Annotated in this window: 13 protein-coding genes; 5 read left to right on the forward strand and 8 right to left on the reverse strand. The window is 62.4% G+C overall.

Annotated elements, in window-relative coordinates; translation table 11 throughout:
* The 5 genes from GL279_RS19200 to GL279_RS18070 form a co-directional block, all read left to right on the forward strand.
* The coding region (locus tag GL279_RS19200; protein WP_425495616.1) for a hypothetical protein at positions 1 to 335 on the forward strand (335 nt) is incomplete at its 5' end.
* A gap of 9 nt (positions 336 to 344) precedes the next feature.
* The gene (locus GL279_RS18055) at positions 345 to 1,421 is read left to right on the forward strand and encodes a DUF2793 domain-containing protein (protein ID WP_155066012.1); all 1,077 of its coding nucleotides are present in this window, start codon (positions 345 to 347) and stop codon (positions 1,419 to 1,421) included.
* A gap of 20 nt (positions 1,422 to 1,441) precedes the next feature.
* Entirely contained in the window at positions 1,442 to 1,729 is a 288-nt protein-coding gene (locus GL279_RS18060; protein ID WP_036708271.1) for a DUF6127 family protein, read from the forward strand.
* A gap of 75 nt (positions 1,730 to 1,804) precedes the next feature.
* Complete coding sequence (locus GL279_RS18065) at positions 1,805 to 2,479, forward strand: YcbK family protein (RefSeq protein WP_155066013.1); 675 nt, start codon at positions 1,805 to 1,807, stop codon at positions 2,477 to 2,479.
* On the forward strand, positions 2,476 to 2,733 hold the full coding sequence (locus GL279_RS18070; protein ID WP_425495617.1) for a hypothetical protein: 258 nt from the start codon (positions 2,476 to 2,478) through the stop codon (positions 2,731 to 2,733). The genes GL279_RS18065 and GL279_RS18070 overlap by 4 nt, the downstream gene beginning before the upstream one ends.
* Positions 2,734 to 2,898: 165 nt before the next feature.
* Here the strand turns inward: GL279_RS18070 and drmC are convergent, their stop codons facing one another.
* Genes drmC through mads1 form a run of 8 tightly spaced genes read right to left on the reverse strand, consistent with a single transcriptional unit; the run spans position 2,899 to position 18,387 of the window.
* Positions 2,899 to 3,660 (reverse strand): DISARM system phospholipase D-like protein DrmC, encoded by a 762-nt coding sequence (drmC, locus tag GL279_RS18075; RefSeq protein WP_155066014.1) that lies wholly within the window; start codon positions 3,658 to 3,660, stop codon positions 2,899 to 2,901.
* Positions 3,660 to 5,501 carry a DUF1998 domain-containing protein gene (drmB, locus tag GL279_RS18080; RefSeq protein ID WP_155066015.1) on the reverse strand — a complete coding sequence of 614 codons (1,842 nt, stop codon included), beginning with the start codon at positions 5,499 to 5,501 and terminating at the stop codon, positions 3,660 to 3,662. The genes drmC and drmB overlap by 1 nt, the downstream gene beginning before the upstream one ends.
* Positions 5,501 to 9,484, reverse strand: coding sequence for a DISARM system helicase DrmA (gene drmA / locus GL279_RS18085; RefSeq protein WP_155066016.1), 3,984 nt, complete (start codon positions 9,482 to 9,484; stop codon positions 5,501 to 5,503). The genes drmB and drmA overlap by 1 nt, the downstream gene beginning before the upstream one ends.
* Positions 9,484 to 13,527 carry an Eco57I restriction-modification methylase domain-containing protein gene (locus GL279_RS18090; protein WP_155066017.1) on the reverse strand — a complete coding sequence of 1,348 codons (4,044 nt, stop codon included), beginning with the start codon at positions 13,525 to 13,527 and terminating at the stop codon, positions 9,484 to 9,486. Before GL279_RS18090 ends, drmA begins: the two co-directional genes overlap by 1 nt.
* Positions 13,524 to 16,643 carry a DISARM system SNF2-like helicase DrmD gene (drmD, locus tag GL279_RS18095; RefSeq protein WP_155066018.1) on the reverse strand — a complete coding sequence of 1,040 codons (3,120 nt, stop codon included), beginning with the start codon at positions 16,641 to 16,643 and terminating at the stop codon, positions 13,524 to 13,526. The genes GL279_RS18090 and drmD overlap by 4 nt, the downstream gene beginning before the upstream one ends.
* Entirely contained in the window at positions 16,634 to 17,074 is a 441-nt protein-coding gene (locus GL279_RS18100; RefSeq protein ID WP_211371360.1) for a very short patch repair endonuclease, read from the reverse strand. Before GL279_RS18100 ends, drmD begins: the two co-directional genes overlap by 10 nt.
* On the reverse strand, positions 17,046 to 18,143 hold the full coding sequence (locus GL279_RS18105) for a DNA cytosine methyltransferase (RefSeq protein WP_155066020.1): 1,098 nt from the start codon (positions 18,141 to 18,143) through the stop codon (positions 17,046 to 17,048). The genes GL279_RS18100 and GL279_RS18105 overlap by 29 nt, the downstream gene beginning before the upstream one ends.
* On the reverse strand, positions 18,136 to 18,387 hold the full coding sequence (gene mads1 / locus GL279_RS18110) for a methylation-associated defense system helix-turn-helix domain-containing protein MAD1 (RefSeq protein ID WP_155066021.1): 252 nt from the start codon (positions 18,385 to 18,387) through the stop codon (positions 18,136 to 18,138). Before mads1 ends, GL279_RS18105 begins: the two co-directional genes overlap by 8 nt.
* Positions 18,388 to 19,017 lie beyond the last annotated feature (630 nt).

Raw genomic sequence — 19,017 nt, forward strand, 5'->3', positions numbered from 1 at the left:
CCCATGTCGAGCAGCCATGGCGCGTCCCGCGCACGCCCGGCGACCTGACAATCCGCTGGACGCGCCGGTCCCGCGCGCTGGCGGCCGACAGCTGGGGCGGGCTGGAGGTGCCGCTGGCCGAGGAACTGGAGGCTTACGAGGTCGAGATCCTCGACGGTGCGACCGTGAAGCGCGTGCTGAGCACGTCCACGACCAGCGCGGTCTACACCGCCGCCGACCAGACGGCCGACTGGGGCGCGCCGCTCGGCCCGGGCGACACGCTCGACATCCGCATCTTCCAGCTCTCCGCCCTCGTCGGGCGGGGCGCGCCCAAGACCGTCACGCTCACGTTCTGAGGCCATCTCATGTCCGACGCCACGACCCATCTCCTGCTGCCGTACATCCTGGCGGCGCAGGCCCAGAAGCACGTCACCCACAACGAGGCGCTGCGGATCCTCGACGGGCTCGTGCAGCTCTCGGTGCTCGACCGGGACCTGACCGCGCCGCCCGGTTCGCCCGCCGATGGCGACCGCTACATCGTCGGCTCCGGCGCGACGGGCGACTGGGCGGGCTGGGACCTGAACGTCGCGCTCTGGACGGACGGCGCGTGGCTCCGTCTACCGCCCCGGACCGGCTGGCGGGCATGGGTCGAGGATGAGGGCCTGCTCTTGGTCTATGATGGCGCGGGCTGGGTTGGGACAACCCCGGCGGCGCTGCAGAACATGGCGCTCCTCGGGGTCGGCACGATAGCGGACGCCTCAAATCCGTTCTCGGCCAAGTTGAACGCCGCACTCTGGACGGCGAAGACCGTGGCCGAAGGAGGCACCGGCGATCTGTTCTACACCATGAACAAGGAGGCCGCCGGCGATGATCTCGGGCTGACGCTGCAGACCGGCTTCGTAACCAAGGCACTGGTGGGGCTCTTCGGTTCCGACCGCTTCCGGCTCGCCGTCTCGGACGATGGCAGCACCTTCTTCGACGGGCTCACGGTCGACAACGCGAATGGCATCGTCGACCAGCCCCGGCTGCCCCGCTTCAAGGCGTACACCAACTACGACAACTACGTGGGCGTCGGGACCTGGACGAAGATCGGACTCAACAACACCGACTACAACGACCAGGGAGCGTTCGACGCCGCGAACAACCATTTCGTCGCCCCCGCGGACGGCACCTACCTCTTCGGCGCGACGCTGCTCTACAAGATCAACGCAAGCGCCACGGCGCGCATGCGCGGACGGCTCGTGCTGAACGGCACGACGGAAATCCGCGGCTCCCTTGGCGAAATCTCCGCCACCCACGTTTCGCTCGCCACCGCCATCTGGCTGCAGACCATGGTGCCGCTGACTGCTGGCGATACCGTCGAGCTGCAGGGGTATTTCCGGGTCGCGGACGGCTATTTCGCCGCCGATCACACGTCCTTCTGGGGCTGCAAGGTCGGCTGAGCGACGGAAGGAGGATTCCGATGAACCCACCCCGATCCGAGGGCTTCGTGCGCATGCCCGACGCCGAGTTCGAGGCGATCCTGACCCGGGCGGCGGAGGAAGGTGCGAAGCGCGCGCTGGCCGATGTCGGCCTCGACGGCGACGAGGCCGCGCTCGACATCCGCGATCTGCGCTCCCTGGTGGACTGCATCCGGCTGGTCCGACGCACGGCGATGCAGACCGCCGTCCGCATGATCACCACCGGCGTCATGCTGGCCCTGCTCGCGGGCATCGCGATCAAGCTCAAGATCTTCGGCGGTAGCCCGTAGCCGCGCCCCATCCCCATTCATCAGCCCGCAATGACCCGCCCTCGAGGCGGGTTTTTCGTTTTCGGAGGACCCCCCATGACGACGACCTTCCACCGCCATTGGCGCGACGTACCCGAGAGCGGCTGGCGCTGGCCCAACTTCTCGCCCGCCGAGATCGCCTGCCGGGGCACCGGCAAGTTGCTGGTCAACGAAGCGGCGCTCGACAAGCTGCAGGCGCTGCGCGACCGGCTCGGCAAGCCGCTGATCGTCCGCTCCGCCTATCGGAGCCTCGAGCACAACCGCGCCGTCGGCGGTGCCACGCGGTCGAAGCACCTCGACGGCGCCGCCTTCGACATCGCCATGGCGAACCACGACCCGGTGGCGTTCGAGGCCGCGGCGCGCGAGGTCGGATTCCTCGGCTTCGGCTTCTATCCGCGCTCGGGCTTCATCCATGTCGACCTTGGGCCCGCGCGGCAGTGGGGCGAGCGGTTCCCGGTCCGGGAGACCGCATTCGCAGCCGAGACGCCGCCCGCGCGCGAAGTGCTGGCCGACAGCCGCACCATGAAGGGAGGCGGTGCGGCGGGTGTCGCGACGCTCGGCGCGGCCGGGGTGGAGGTCGCGCAAAGCGTCTTGGCCGAGACCCAGACCGCCGTCCTTCCGCTCGTGCCCTATCTCGACACGCTTCGCTGGGTGTTCATCGCGGTGGCACTCATTGGCATCGCGGTCACGATCTACGCCCGCCTCGACGACTGGCGCCGGGGGCGGCGGTGATCGGCATCTTGCTCGGCGGGTTCGCCGCCAGCCCGTGGATGCGGTCGGCGCTGCACTACGTCGCCATCGCGCTCGCCGTGCTCCTGTTCCTGCTGGCGCTTCGGCGGACCGGCGAGCGAGCGGGACGCTTCGCCGAACGCCTTGAGACAACGGAGAAGGTCAATGATGTCCAACGCCAGATGCTGGAAGCAGCAGCTCGCCGCCCTCGCGATCGCAACGAGCTTGCTCAGCGGCTGCGCGACGGACGGTTCTGAGCCCGGCATCGCGACCGCCTGTCCGCCGGTGGTGGAGTACACCCGCGAGCTCCAGGCCCGCGCAGCCGACGAGCTCGATCTGTTGCCGGAGGGGTCGGCTATCGCCGAAATGCTCGCCGACTACAGCGTCATGCGGACCCAGGTGCGAAGTTGCCGAGTGTGATGCTAAATCTTCCGAATGACTTTCGTCTCGATTAGAGCATGAAGATGGGCACGCAGTCCTGCGGGGACGTGTCCACCGCTGATCACGACGCCGGCCTCCATATTCTTTTCTAGCGCGTGCCCAGTCAGGTTAGCGCTGGTCAAGAAGGCTGAATTGCCGTCGGCAACGGCCACTTTCGCGTGAACCCGTCCTTCGGCGAACGGTGCCGGCCGGTCGGTCCAGACATACAGGGCTGCCGAAGGAACACAGCGCCGCATCATAACAATTGGATCGATGGTCAGGCTCCCGCCATGGCTCGTGGAGGTCTCCAGCAGAATTCGGATGTCGATGCCGCGTGTGGTTGCAGCATTCAATGCATCGATCACCGTGGCGACGTCGTATGCGACAAAGCTAACGAGAAAGATGTCACTTTGCGCGTGACCGATGAGATCTAGAAGCACCTGTTCTGTGCGACGGGTGGCGACGAAGGGTGTCGTCGGACCTGTCCAGACGAGTTCGACGCTGCTCTCGCGCTGTGCCTGTTGGCGGGCGTATGCGGCGCCGACCAATATGCCTGCCAATACATCACCTGGTATTTCGGTCTGCCTCCAAGCGGCAATCAGACGGTCGAGCGCTAGGCGGGCAGTTGGCGTAGTCACAAGCTGGTACAGGTTTCCATCTCTTTCGGCCGACATCGAGCCACGGACACGATCAGCAAGTGCTTCGATCCTCGACGGAGACAACAGGGCCACGAGATCCGAGGCTGCGATCAGCATTGCTTCCATCAGACAGTCTCGAAGAATGCTGCATCGGAGTTTTCGAGGGTGGGCACGACGAGGGAGCGATCGAGATGGCGGTTTCCCCGCTCACATGAAGTTTCCGAGACGAACGAACATGCGTGACACGCTGCGCCGTGAAGCGACTGATCCTTGCTAGGATCGTGCTCTGCACAGAGGGGATCGGAGGCGCAGATGTGGGCGCGGTCCAGTGCTTGGCGTAGAAGTCGCCCAAGATTTTCGGGCTTGCCGAGTTCTACCAGTCCCCCGAGCGTTCCATCGGAGTCTGCCGCAGCCGTGTAGATGAGAAATCCGGCTTGGTCCCTGCCGTCCTCGACATCCGCATATATGCGCTCGCGGATACTCGCGGCATTGTAGCCGCACTCCAGTGCCAGTTCCCGGATTAGCATGTGCGCTAGGGTGTGCAGCATTACATAGCGGACGCCCGGATAACCTTCGTTCGGGTCGAGGTTTCGCTTTTGACGCCATCCGCGGTGCCCTTGTCTGAGCCTAGCATCAAGGGCCTTTACGGGATCCTTGTTCGCCCAAGCCTTCAAGGCATCGGCTTTGAAACGGATGAAGATACCTTCGCCATGAACTTGCGTGGCCGGCACCCAATTCGGCGCGGCCCGTCCGAGTGGAGCCCGTGGGGCTGCATCGTCTCCTGTGCCCTCGTCCGGGGACTCGACCCTAGTGAATCCTAGTAGAGCATTCACCTCACGAAGGCGCTCCAGTAAGAGGACGCGTGTGATCGCGGAACCAAAGCCCGAAGGAATGCCGACCTTCTTGCTCATGAAGTGCGGATAATCGGTGGGCGGGTTGTCGGCTGTCAGGACATCCCACTCCGGTCCCTTCAAATCACTTTGCTCGACGGCCGATCCGCCATTGCGATGTGTTTCTATGGCGGTCCAAATCTGCTCGTCGGTGAACTGTTCGATGCCAGGGAGTTGAGCGGTCTTCTTGAGAGTCTTGACGACGAACGCGACCTCGGCGGAGGAACTAACGTCTTCGAAGAAAGTCCAGCCGTCTGCGACTAGCTGCGCCAGGGGGCTTCCTGTTTGCGGTATGGCCAAGACCGATAATGTTACGGGAAACCAACCATTTGTCGCCCCTAGAAGGATGGCGCGAGGGTCTTCCGTGCAATCGTCTTCGAACTTGTCGATGTGCGGATGTCGCCCGCGGCATCCTGGTAGATTGTCTCGGCCGGCCTGACCGAAGGCCTGCGCCATGTTCTTCGATGCGCCGCAGCCATCGCACTTGACCCAAAGGTTCTCGGTTTGCAGAGACGCACCACTCTCGAAGAATCTCAACGTCGCTCGGCAGGTGCTCGGCCCACCATGAACGAACCAGTGCCAGGCAAAGTCATCGAGATGGCCAGCACGACACGCCATGAGGAAGCGGGCTGGAACCGCATCAGCATCTCTGGCCCTTTGATTGTTGTTCGATCCCCGACAACCCTCATGAACGAAACGCGTAGATTCTGGGCGGTACCTGTTCTCTTTCAGCTTGAACAAGCCGGCGTCATAAGGAGACAGCAAACCGCATTTCACGCAGCGTAGCCATCTCGGGAACGGCTTGACGGGCACGCCGATCAGCGCCGCCGCCGAAAAGGGGTCGACGATGTCTCTCTCGCCGATGGGTGGCATACGTAATGAATCGACCTGGGGACCGAGCACACTCCGGACATTGGCGAGCAAGCGTGCCTCCTGTATCGGCTGACACCGATCTTTTTCCCAGCGATCGATCCCCATCGTGACCACCGAAAGGTTGGGGAGGTCGATCAATGCTCCTGGACCATAGGTCCAGAGCAACTGGCTCGGTCGGATTTCTCCTACAGGTGTCCTGCTCATCACTGATCCTCCTCGGGCTGCGTCACCCGCGGTCGCCAAGTCGGATCACTGGTCGATCGGTCGTCCTCCATCACGAGCCTCACTCCGGGCTCGACCTCGCGCATCGACATCGGAACCGTCCAATCGGTCCAAGGCTTGATACCCGGCGCCGAGAGCAGCGGATAGGCGGTGGGGCCCGCGCCATGCTTCTGATAGACGAGCGTGCGGCCGCCAACGCCCGCTTCTTTGGCCCATTCGTCGGCCCGGCTCCTCATTTCGGCTTCGGTCAGAGCCCTCTTCCCCGAGTCCTCGGTGACTTCCCAGGTGCGTGCAGCAACCGCGCCGATCGTGTCGAGCATCGCTTTGAGGCTTGGACTGTTCATGGCGCCAGCCCCGTCGTTCGCCGCGAAGGGATCGTAGGTGTGGCGCATGATCGAAAGCATTGCTCCGGTGAGGCCTCGATCTAGCGCTCGCGGTGAGAACGGGGTGACGGATTGCGCCTCGACGTGCTGGTAGAAGGTCGCGTGGTAGTGCTCGAAGGTCTCGTAGTGCGACAGGTCGCGAGGCCGCGCCCAAGTCAGCACCGTCGCAACGAGCCCCGGCGGCGTGCGGCCCACACGGCTGGTTGCCTGGATGTATTCGGCCGTTCCCTTCGGTTGACCGTTGACGACCATCACGCCGAGGCGGTTCACGTCGACACCGACCGACAGCATGTTCGTCGCCAGCACAGCGTCGATCGGTCGGGCTTCTCCGGGCTTCCTGTTGGTGAGCCATTTGTCCTGCGCCGGATCGAACGCCCCCTCGAATGGCACCTCAAGCTGATCGAGGTATCGAGGAATGTCCTGACTGGAGACGCGCGACGTCAGTTCGCTGATTTCCTCGACCCGCCGCTGCGCGAGTCCAGGTCGGTCCACTAGGCTCATTTCGACACGGAAGGAACGCGTTTGGACGTCGTCTTCCGCCAAACGCTTCATCCCGCCGAGTTCTCGCAGCGAGTTGAAGTAGCCGACGAGCGTCATATAGGGGTCGGCCACCGGGCCGAACCGGTCGAACAGCGCCTGCGCGGCGGTGAGGAATGCCGTATAGGTTCTGATCAGCACCGCAGGGCGAGAGCTGCCGGGTGCGCAGATTCCCATATACCGTCGGCCGGGCTTCTCGCGGATAGGTCTCTGGACCGAGAAGAAATTGTCTTCGACGTCCAGGCCTGAAGGCGGAAACACAGAAATGCGGCGCATGAACACATTACGCACCTGGTCGTCAGCCCGCCGCACGGTGGCGGTCGAAGCGACAACCTTTGGGCGAACCTTTTTGTCGCCCAGTGCCCAGCTGCTCAACTCGTCGACGGCCGTTTCGTAGAGGCCCACCATGGTGCCCAGCGGACCGCTGATGAGGTGGAATTCGTCCTGGATGATCAGATCTGGTGGTCGGATTGCGCGGACCGGCTTCACACTGGCGGCCGGATATGCCCCCCTCGCTCGGTGCCCGGTGCCACAGTCGTGGCTCGGCCAGAGCAAGCCATGGCGTCCGCATTCTTGCTCGACGCGGCCGAAGAGGTTCCGAACCTCAGGGCGCCAGGCCATCATCGCGAACTTGTCCACGGTCGCGATCATCATCGTCGGCGGGCGGTGATAGATTTCCTCGTCGACGACTTTCACGGGAAGCCCCGGGTGAGGCTGCCTACTGGATTTAGCCTTCGAGAAATCGCAGCTGCCCAGCTTGTCGCCGCAGTGGATCAGCGTCCTGCCGGCGATCCTGTCTATCTCAATGTCGCGACCACCGGAGATCTCCGAACCGCACCAAGGGCAACTGGTCAGTTGTGCGGGCGAAGCGATGCCCGCCTTGTTGCGGTCGTTGTTTCGAATGGCTTCGACAGCCTGGTGAGACGCGTCTGTCGTGCCCGGTGTCACGCGATTGCCGACCCAGAGACCGAGCGTAAAAGGTTCCTTGCCCCAGGTCTTGTCGTCTGCTCTACGAATGACTTCCATTGCGCAGAGAAGCGTCGTTGCCCTCTGGAACTGCTGCAGGGTCAGAAGGCGCAGTGTGTAGCGCATAATGACGGCAAGACCGCGTGATGCGTCGAGGCCGCCCAGATCGTTCTTCAAGCGGCGCATGGCCATGGCGAAGGCCGCCACACCGAGATAAGCCTCGGTCTTTCCGCCACCCGTCGGGAACCAGAGGAGGTCCGCGAACGCCTCGACCGGCTTCGTCCGGTCCGGATGAGCGGGATCGGCGAGCGACGGGATCGACAGCAGCAGGAACGCCAGCTGGAACGGGCGCCACGACCTGTTCTTCGGCACGTCCAACGTGCTCACGTCGACGGTCTCGTTCCGCCTCCGCTTGAGGGCGTAGATGCTGCGGACACGCTGCATCGCCATGGACCGGTTGGCGAAGCGGAATGCCTCCAGCGCTTTCGGATCAGCAAAGAGAGTGTCCATGCCTTCTCGGAGGCGGCGCAGGATCTCCTCGCAGCGCTGAATGACGTCCTTGCCCGGATCATCGAAGCCGGTGATCTCCGACCCCAGGCGGGTTTTCTGTTCGCCGATCCAAACGGCGTAATCATCGACGAGGCACGAAAGGGCGTCCCGCAGCGCGTCCGCCGCCATCTCCGCCAGCCGCGTCATGTCGAGCCAGCCCTCGTCGACCATGCGCCGCATGGCTGGTCGATCCATGGGATCGAGGCCGGGCGTTTCGGTGACGGCGACTTCGTAGCGCGGGATGATCTCGGTCCTGACGCGATGGGCCTTCGTCGGCTCCTCGGACGTCGTATCAGCGTGAACGGACACTCCGTGTCCGACCGCGAACTCGAGCCGGTTGCGATAGATGAGGGCGAGACGGTCACGTTCCGGATCGTTGACTACCACTTCGTTGGAGGGGCGACGCCGAAAGACCGACCTGTCACCGTGATCTTCGGGGGCCTCGACGGTGATCTCCGGCTGGAACAGCCATGCGCGATCTTTGTTGTCGTCGGGCTCCAGCTGTCCGTTTACGAGGAACAGAGTGACGAGTCGTTCGCCTTTGGCATTCGTCCGAACCGTACCCTGAAGACGAACGTCGGGTTGGTCGGGGTCGGGTGTTGACGGTTTGATCTGACCATCGACGAGCGGCAGCGGGACCACTCCACCACACGGGACGCGGCGCCATACCCTGACCTTCACCTCTTCTTCTCGGCCGGTCTGGCGGTTTCGCCGGGTCTTGGTGATGTCATGCTCATTATTCGGGACGCGCTCGTAACGGCCCCAACGGGCATCCACCGCCAACGCCTGCACATCGGGAGCGACGCAGAAGGTCAGCCCCATGCTCGAAGGCACCAGTGACTGGTTGTTCGTGGTGTCGATCTCGTCGAGCGCGTCGTCTTCGGGCTCCACCCGGCCGGTGGCACTCGGGAATTCTGCCCCCGGCTCGTGCAAGGAGGCGGTCCGCTCTTCCTCTAGGTCGCCGGCCTCATCGGCAGCGGAAGCCGGTTCCACCTGAGCGGTCTGATCGTCCCCCGGGCGTCGGGGCGCCAACTTGCCGACGAGGTAACGATCGCGGACGCTCATGTCCTTGATCAACTCGTGCGGCCCTTCGGCGGGGCCCAGCAGATCGTCGCGCGCGGCGAGTTCGAGGAGGTCGCGGGTGTAGACGACATCGTTGATCAGAGGCACCGCGGCGGGGTCAGGAACACCGAGCAGCGGCAGGATGCGGAGGAACTCGTCCCATGGTAGCCTCGCAGCAGGGCCGGTCGGCGCCGTCATGCCAAGGACCGCGAGCGGCACGGTTGGATCCACGGCGTGCCAATGGTCGAAATGGACCGTGGCGCCGTCGAGGTCCGAGCGGATGCGAAGGACACGCCCTACCTCGGAGACCTTGCCGCCATCGACCAGCACAACGGCCCAATGGCCTTCCTCGATTGCGCCGTGAGAAGCCGACCCGAATTCGATTCGCGCGGAATAGCTAGGGGACTTGCCGCCTCCTTTGATCAGCCAAGCAATATTCTGTGGTGCGACATGCGCAATAGCTTCCATCATTGATCCTGTCTAAAGAGGCTTGGCGCTGAGGCTGCAGAGGGGCCAGATCGCTTTTGGCGTTTGCTCGCAGTCTTGCCATGGAGGCCCGCAGCAAGTTCCGCCTCATAATGGCTTCGGTTTAGATCGGTGAGACGGCGGATGACTTCCGATAGCGTTGTGTCATCAAGTGCCCACCGCCAAGGATCGTTCACCGACCCGCCAGAGAAAGGTCGAAAATCATACTCTGGTCTCAAATCCGTCCATTCATAAGCAGTGAAGACTTCAGAATCGATCTTGGCCATAAGACTACGCATCTCTGAAATAGTTGCGTCGTCTTGGTTTGGCGTGTTGATCCAGTTCATAACCTCAGTTAGGCCGAAACCGTGACGTTCGGCAAACTCCACAGCAAGAATGTCTAGACGCTCGGCGGTAGAAATGCCGGGTGACGATACAGTGTGTTTCGGAAGTGGGTACTTTGCGATCGACTCAGAGATCGAAAGTCGGAGCCTGCCTTCGATCTTTCCTCCTGATAGATATTCAAGCCAGCTACGAAACGCACTGCTCTTGAAAATCGGGAGGTAGTCTTCGCGTTCGTTCTCAATCAGAACTATTTGGTTTGTATATATCCATGACGTTTGTGCGCGCATGCAGCTCGGATACTTGGTTACCTTGGGGAAGGCGATAAATAGATCCTGCCGCCGAAGGCGCGCCATCTGGTCAGCTCGGTGGTTCCAAAACTGCCACCATCGGTCAATGAGGCCTTTGTAACTCTTGAGCTCCTTGGCCGTTCTGGTTGGCGCAACAACTTCCATTAAAAATTGATAGGCAACCGGCCACTTTTCTCTGATTTCGTTCAGTTCTAAATCGAGAATATCAAGCGCCCAGCGATCGAGCCGCTTCAGCGCTGAACTCAAGATGTCATCGCCGGTTACATACGGACGAAGCAAGCTGTCTGGCTCATTCTTAAGTAGATCGAACCACTTGTCGCCGGGAGATACAACAAAAGACAGCCCCTTGCTGTTGTTTACGCCTTCGAAGCTCTTGATCGACCTCGCTAAGGCCTTCAGTTCCCATGAGTCGACTTCTTCAGGGGCCAGCCGCGATCCAATTCGCGCACACTCTTCGCCAGCAACTCTGCTACGACCGCGCCATGGCCCTTTGACAAAGTGGACCAATGCGACGTCGACCGATGCGGAACCCGGCCAAGGCATCCCTTTTTCTGCACAGTAGATTGCGCCTTTGCCAACGATCTCTCCGAGACCAACTGAGATGGCGCTGCCTTCGGCAATGTTGCTGGTTGCGAGTAGACCGTAAGTACCGTCTGCTCCGAGAAGCTCAACAGCGCGACGATGGAAGACAACGCAGAGATCTATCTTTCCTGGGGGCGAGCCCAGGACCATTTCACACTGACGCTGCAGTCTCTCACCCACGGCGCTCTTCCAAAGGCGATTTCCAAGGAACGGCGGATTTCCCACTATCGCGTCAAAACCTGAGGCACCTCGTTGAAAGACTTCGGGGAAATGCAGAGGCCAATGCAATGGCTTCGCAGGTAATCCGCTCGCCGTTCCTTTCGCTAGGTCCCGTACTGCGGCTTCCTGAACCCGCTCATGGGCGGATGGCTCACCATCAGCCGCAGCATCTGCAAGGGAAGACAGCTCCACGGTTCTCGCCGATCGGTCTCCCGCGCGTTCTTCGGCGAGTGAAATTCCCACAAACGCATCGGCGATAAGGGTAGGCAGTGCCAGTGCGCCACGCGATTGAGCATCAAGCGCTGCCATGGCCTCTACATCATGAATGTCGCGAATGGGGATCTTCCGCAGGCGCGCGCGAAGTTCGAGCGCCTTGTCGACTGCCGATTGGATAGTCCGCCCGAACAAACGCAGCTGAGCCTTCCCTTTCGGGTTCATGTCGAGCTCGACGAGCTGACCGAGATCGCAAACGCCGAGCAGGCTGTCGCCACTGCGGAGATTGTGGTCGAGGAAGCCGAAAGGCCGCCCCTTTGACATGGTGGTGAGCCAGAGCGAGAGCTTGGCCAGCTCCACGGCCAGCGGGTTCTTGTCCACGCCATAGAGGCACCGCTCCGCCACCAGGCGTCGGGCGACGTTGGCGCGCTCGTCTACGTCCTGTGACAGGGGATCGAAGCCCCCGGCGCTTGCGTCGTCGATGATGCGCCCTTCGCTGTCGATCTGCTTGCCGCTGGCCTCCGTTACCGACCAGGCCTCGACCAATCGATCCGAGAGCCACCGGCACGCCTGCACCAGGAAGGCTCCGGACCCCATGGCAGGATCGCAGATCTTCAGATCCAGCAGCTCCTCGGTGCACTTCAGTTCCCATTCCTCGGGCGCCTTGCCTTCGGCCGGGCCGCGGTAGGCGACCGGGGTCAGCGTTTCCGCGACGATCTTCTCGGTAAGGCTCTTGGGCGTGTAGTGCGTGCCGCTCTCGCGCCGGTCGGCGCCGAGCACGACGACGAAGGCGCCCTTGTGGTGCACGAGCGGATAGCCCCAGGGGTCGGTCCGCAGGAGGGGAGCGTAGGGCAGGATGCGATTTCGCAAATCGATGTCGCCACGACAGACGGTGAGCAGGCGTGCGGCGAGGCGATCATCGGCCGCCCGGTCAAGGGCGTTATTGATGGCTGACGCCGAGCGTTCGCTACGTTCCTTGAGCAGTTCGGCTACTTTGGCAGCGCCATCGAGCCGCGCTGACTCCATCTCGCCGAGCGTGACGCGCGGGCTCTTCGCCTTCGCGCCGCTGTCGAGTTCCAGCGTGACGTCGTCGACGCGCTTCACCGTGCGCTCAAGGAGACCCTCATAGACATGACCGATCTGCTCAACGTCGAGCGCCCGGTAGGACAGCGTGCGACCCTCGAAGATCTGGATCGCGTCCAGCAGGAGCAGAACGGTGCGGTCGTCGATCGGCAGGGGTTCTGCTGGAACACTCCGCCAACTCGTGCCCTTCTTCCGCCCTTCGAGGAAGGGATATCGATCCGGGTCGAACAGTGAACCACCGAGCGCCGGGAGGCGCAGCGTCGGATGGTCGATGCCGCCAAAGACGCCGCGAAACAGGGCGAGCAGTCGCGACCAGGCGGACCGGCGCCGCTCGAGGATCTCTTCAGAATCCGCCCGCAACTGCATTCGCAGGCTGGAGATGGCGTAGAAGGAGTCGTAGCGCAGATCGCCGAGCAGCAGCAGGGCGCGTTCCTCGGCCGCCAACAGGAAGACGAGCCGCATCATGACCGTCAGGCCGGCCTCGTAGAGCTCTCGCGGATCTACGTCGCGCAAGAGCTCGCGATTACGGTCCTGGTCGGCGCGGTCGAGAGCCTGGACGAGCACTTCGACGGCGCGCCGGACCTGTTCACCGAGCGCTTCGGTGACGTCGTCCTGGTGCTTCAGAGACCGCTCATAAAGCGCCGGCAGCTTGCTCTCATCGGGCCCGAAGAAACGACGGACGCCTAGAAGGCTGACGAAGGCGCGCAGCGTCTCCGGTTCCTGGCCCCAGAGGCGCGCATACCAGCTCGCGAAGCCTGCCACGGCGCCGACGGGCGCGTGGACGAGCATCCAGCGCTCGCCATTGGTGACGACACCAGTGGGGCATCCCGTCGCCCGGAGCAGAGCGACCATCCGGTCAGCCGGCGTGATTGCGAGGCCATCGAAGCGGCGCGTTGCATCAAGATCGGTGTCGGGTTCGTAGAGGTGGATGAGCAGGAGCGCTTCATCGGAGTTCGTCGGATTCACGACCGCCAGATCGGGCGCGACCGTGACCCCGTGTTCGGGCATCAAGACGGTCAGGCGCTCGGGCAGAGTTGCGCCCTTGCGCAACACCGCTTCATCCATCTCCAGCGCAGTGACCAGCACTTCGTCGATCCAAGCGGTGTGCAAGGCGGGAAGGTCGAGGTCGTCCATGTCGACCGCGTCGCGCCATTCCTCATAGGTTCGACGCAGCCGTTGGGGGTGGCCGGAAGGCAGAGCTTCGAGCCCCTGGGGAAAGACATCCCGCAGTACGGGCACGGCCAGGAAGGGCCCAGAGACTTCGACTAGGTTCAGCCACTCGTGATCGTTGCTCATCCGCGCTGCTCCGTCGCGAGGGAGCTTGGCACAAGCAGCACGACGGCCACCGGGAAAGTGTGCTCGATGGCGTTGGAGTGGCGTTCCTCGATCGCGCGCAATTCCTGTTCTCGTTCCTGCGGGATCCGGGCCAGACGCGCTTCGAGAGCCGCCTGGTCGCGCTTGAGTTGCGTGCGCTCGTCCTCGGAGAAGAGTGAGAGCTGCAGGGGTTGCTGTTCCGCCGCGATCTCGGTCTTCAATGCTCGCTCAAGGTCGTCCAGAACCTGCCGGATGTCATCGGCCTCCTTTCGCTTCCGGGTCTCGATCGTGTTCACTAGGAAGCGCAATCGGTCCTTGGAGCGCGCCTCGACGGCGGCCAAAATGGAATCACGCTGCTTGTCGAAGCGTGTCCGCAAAGCGTCGAACGTCGAATCCGACAGGGCTGCGGGTTGCGAGTCCTCCAGCCAGCGGCGGACCTCCGTTACCCGTTCCTCTCGCCGGAATCCGGCATCGCGCAGATAGCCGCCGGCCTCTGTGAGTTCCTCGTGCAGACGGTGATGGTTCCCGCCGGTCACGACGAGCCGAGACATTGCCACCACAGCCGGACCCTCGATCCGCCCATCCGGAAGCGAGCGAACGGTAACGCGGTGCAGCTTCTTCACGTCGTCGCGCGCCCAGATCTCCGCGCGCAGGAGCCGGAGGCTCATTTGGACCAGCCGATGGTTCAGGTGGACGAGGACGACGTCGTCACGCCCCTTGGCCACGTCGTGGTCAAAGGTGATGGGGCGGATCTTCCGGGTGTAGGGATGTTCGAGCCCCTCCAGGCACCGGGACCAGGAACCCGAAAGTGGCGGCATTCGAAAAACCGCGCCATCCGGTGCGCCAGACAGAGAAACAGGCTCCAGGTCGGGTTTGTCCGCGAGACGCAGCGCGGTGCGCACGGCTCGCTCAATGTGATCCGGCACCAGACTCTGCTCGCGCCGGGTATCGTTCAGCCTCTCGTGGAGTTTGGCCACACGGTCGCGGAGGTCACGTTCGGCCTTCACGAAACGGCGGGACTTCTCCATCCGGGCTTCGGCTTGTCGCGTGTCCAGATCGCGGCGGCGACCCTCAAGAAGGTCTGGCAATTGAGGCGCGATCACCGGGTTCACGCTACCCATGTCAGCGCGCATCGCATCCAACTTGCGAAGCGCGCGCAGGATATCGTCACCGTGGCCACCCTCAGTATCCACCGGATGCCAGATGACGACCTCGCTGGCGCGTTGCCCATGACGGTCGACGCGGCCGTTCCGCTGCTCCATCACGTTCGGGTTGTATGGAATTTCGAGGTGGATCATCAGATGGCAGTGGTTCTGGAGATCAATACCCTCGGAGGCGGCATCTGTCGCCAGCAGTATCCTTACCGGGGAGTCCGAAGGATTTGCCTGGAACGCGGCTTTCACGGCCTCACGCTCCTTAGGATCCATGCCGCCATAGATCAGCGAAAGTCGCTCGGCCCCGAACCCTTGGGCCGCGAGGATCTCGTGCAACCATTGCTGAGTGGCACGGTATTCGGTGAACAGGATCACCCGTTCGTTCGTCCACTGGTCACCATCCTTTAGGTGTTTCGTCAACCATTCCAACACAGCACTGGCTTTGGAGTCGGCTCTACGCGCTGCCTGCTGAGCCCACGACCGTAACCGGTCCAGCATCTGGCGTTCTTCGTCGGTTGGTGGACGAACGTGTTTGCCAGCTTCCTCGATCGCTTCAGCCTCGGCGGCGTCCCGCTGTGCATCGTCTGCGTAGTCTTCCTCGGTTTTCGCTATTGCTCGGCGGAGGATACGATCATCGAACTTCTTCTGGCCTCGCTCGCTCGATGACCGACCTTCGATCGTCGCAACATGCCGCTCCAGCGTGGCTGCGAACGCAGCAGGAGACGACGACAGCCGTTTGCGCAGCAATTGGTGCACGAAGTGATCGACGGCCCGTCCTCCATCGGCACCGCTTTCGCGGCTCTTGATGTATGCTTCCAGCTGCCGCCGGGCATCCCTCTCGTCTTCGCTATACTCCACCGGCAGCGCTTCGAGCCGCCGCTCGGGGTAAATCCGCTTGCCATTCGCATCGACCAGATCGCTCTTCAGCCGACGGACCATCACCCGGGCGAGTTGGGGATCACTTGGGAGGACGTTTCTCGCGAACCGCTGATCATCAAGGAGTTCGAGGAGCGCGGTGAAGGATTCGGTGTAACCATCATGCGGCGTGGCGGTGAGAAACAGCTTGTGCTGGAAATGTGGTGCGGCCAGACGAACCAGCCGTGTCCTGAGGCTTTCGACAGCATAGCGGCCGACGGTCGGGGCAACATTGTGAGCCTCGTCGATGATCAGCAGGTCGAACTTCCTGGGATGGCTGACGTGCGGCGGCAATGCGTCCCGCAGAAGGCGCAAGCCTTCACCCTGCTTGGCCCAGTCCATCGACGTGATGAGACGGGGAAAAGACGTCCACGGATTGGCATGCAGACCTCGCTCGCGGCGCAGACGCTTGACGTAGTCCGTATCGACGATCCGGAACTCCAGTCCGAACTTCTCCTGCATCTCGACGCGCCACTTTTCCTGCAACGAGGCCGGGCAAAGCACGAGAACGGTGCGGGCGCGGTGTCGCAGCAGCATCTCTTGAACGACGAGTCCGGCCTCGATGGTTTTCCCGAGGCCGACGTCGTCGGCGATCAGCAGATTGGTGCGCGCCATGTCGATCGCGCGCACGAGCGGATCCAGCTGGTAGTCCTCGATGCTGACGCCGCTGCGGAATGGCGCCTGCAGATAGCCGCGATCCGCGTTAGTCGCAGCGCCCCAAACTACTGCGTCAAGGAAGGCCTGAAGCGTTGAGGGGTCGTCCAGACCGGTCATGCGCGGCAGTCCGGCCCGCTCGATCACATGCGCCCCGGGCTCCAGTTCCCAGAGAACTTCGATCTCTTCACCCAGCGCATCCTCGTCGATCGAAGCCAGCCGGACGAGATGCCGCTTGGGCAGTCCGGGGGCGACCGAACCGCCATCGACCTCGGAGACGATCCATTGGCGGCGGCGAGCCTCGACCAGTTGGCCAGGCTCAGGCGCAGTGGCGTGGGCGACATTGGCCACCATTTCATCCGCGGTCATCGACATAGAGGGGCCCCATTCTTCTTGCGCGCGTCGACGAGTTCGGCGATGCGGTTCGCGGCTTCGCGGGCGTCTTCGTGTTCCCAGATCCGGACCGTCTTCCAACCAAGTGCGTTCAGCCGCTGATCGGTATCGGCATCCCTGGATCGATTGGTTTCGATCTTCTCGCGCCAGAAATCGGCATTGCTCTTTGGCCAAGAAGCGTGCTCGGGACAGCCGTGCCAAAAGCATCCGTCGACAAAGACGGCTATCTTTGCACTTGGGAAGACGATATCGGCGAGGCGCCTGGGCTTCGTCAGTAGCGGAACGTGAAGGCGGTAGCGCAGGCCCTTGGCATGCAGAACCCTCCGGAGATCGATTTCCGCTTGCGTGCCCTTCTGTCGCACGCGGGCCATACGGCGACTCGCGTCATGCGACGAGGGACTTACGCGCGTCATCCGCGACGGCTCCCTTCTTCTCTCTTTTTGTTTTCTTAGCTTTAATTCCGAGATGGGCTGCAATGCTCTGGCCGATCACTTCGCCGAGCGTCACCGGCACCGCGTTCCCGATCATTCGGCCTAACGCCTTGAAGTGAATGGGCGCTCCATCCGGGATGAAAGAATAGGATATGGGGAAGCCTTGAAGAATTGCCCCTTCTCGCAGGGAAATGGCGCGGTCCTGCTCGGGATGCCCGAACCGGCCGTTACCGAAGCCGTAGAACTGGGTTGTCAAAGTCGGAGCGGGCTCATCCCATACCATCCGGCCATAGACCCCCGGATAGGTGCGGCCCGTCTTACGCTGATGGCAGTCGGCCACGAGGTGCTTCGGCCAGTCCCGCCATGTACCGCCGGGCCGGGACACGCGAATTCTTTCGAGATTCAAATCGGAGAGCTTGGACGCGGCGTGCAGAGGGTCTTTCGAATGAGCCGCGCCCTGAGCGATTGGCGCAAGCTTGCCGATCGCTGCGCGGACAGTCGTAGGGCTATCTTGCTTCGGGGCGACGATCTCGATGGGGCCGAGGCGGGAGGCCAGCAGCACCATGCGCCGTCGGTTTTGCGGCAGCCCGTATAGCGAGCAATCAACCACCTCTTGGTGGATGAAGTACCCCAACTTCTGCAGGGTTTCGACGAAGTCACCGAACACTGCGTGCTTAGCAACCGACGGAACATTCTCCATCGTTACAAGGTCAGGGCGCGTCGATTTTACCAGTCGGCCGAACTGGTAGAGGAGGCCCCAGCGGGGACTTCCGACGACATCGTATCGCTGGGCATAAGTCGAAAACGGTTGGCAGGGGGCGCAACCGGCGAGCACCTTGACTTGCGCACCACCGAACAAGTCGTTGAGGCGCTTCGGATCTAGCTGCCCTACGTCTTCGTTGATGAAGCGCGCTGCGTTGTTTGCTTCGAAGGGGTGTCGGCATGCTTCATCGACGTCTATGCCAGCGACGACCTTGATGCCCTCCGAAATCAGGCCATGAGTGAGGCCTCCGGCCCCGCAGAACAGGTCGACGCATGCGACATCAGCCATCCGTTTTTTCTCCCCCCGCACGCTTCCTCTTTTGTGAAACGGGCTCAGCCGCTTCGTTTTCCTTATGATCGTCAGACGCTTTTCCGCACCTTACCCACTCATCGACCTCGTCAGTTTTGAACTTCCAAAGCCTCCCGACCTTGTGTGCCGGCATGTCCTTCTTCGCGATCCACCCATAGACCGTGTCTTTGCTGACACCGAGATATTCAGCGATCTCCTCCACAGAGACCCAGCGATCGGACATGGTGCGGCCTTTCAACAGCCAGCTCGACTTCTGAGCGAGCATCTCACCAGATCGGTTGGGAGTAAACCGTAATAAGGCGAGTTTCGTCCGGTTTGGTCGGATCTGCACCAGCTTTGAGGGTGTTTTTCCCAGGACAAGGGCCCTGATGGTCCGCCATGGCCGATCGATCGGCACGTCACATGCGCCCCCCGGAAGCAGGGTGCGGGCAGTTGATGGAAAGGAAGGGGCCGCAGCCTCGTCGAATTTCTAGGACGAATCGAGGTCGTTGATGCGCTTTACTATGGCTGCAAGAAATGCGTCTCGGGGCCCACCAGTGTTGCGGCCGCCCGGCTTCATCTCCGCAGCGATTTCGTCTACCAGATCGGTTCCGCGCGTTTCCGGAAACCGAAGCCGCACACCATTCGCGCGGAGATCGCCTACAGCAATGCGCTCAATTGACACCCAGTCTAGCGGTTCCACTTCACGGCTAAGGATGCGCAGCTTTTCGGCAGCTGGGAAGTCACCTGTTGAACGGCTTGCAATAAGGACCCCGCTTCTGGGGTGATCGGCGTCCAAAAGGGACCCCACCGACCGGGGGTTGGGTCCATTGTGCCTTCGATGATTATCGGAGGCCGAGCACGGGATGCTGAT

This window comes from Paracoccus limosus, from assembly GCF_009711185.1.
Taxonomy (GTDB): Bacteria; Pseudomonadota; Alphaproteobacteria; order Rhodobacterales; family Rhodobacteraceae; genus Paracoccus; species Paracoccus limosus.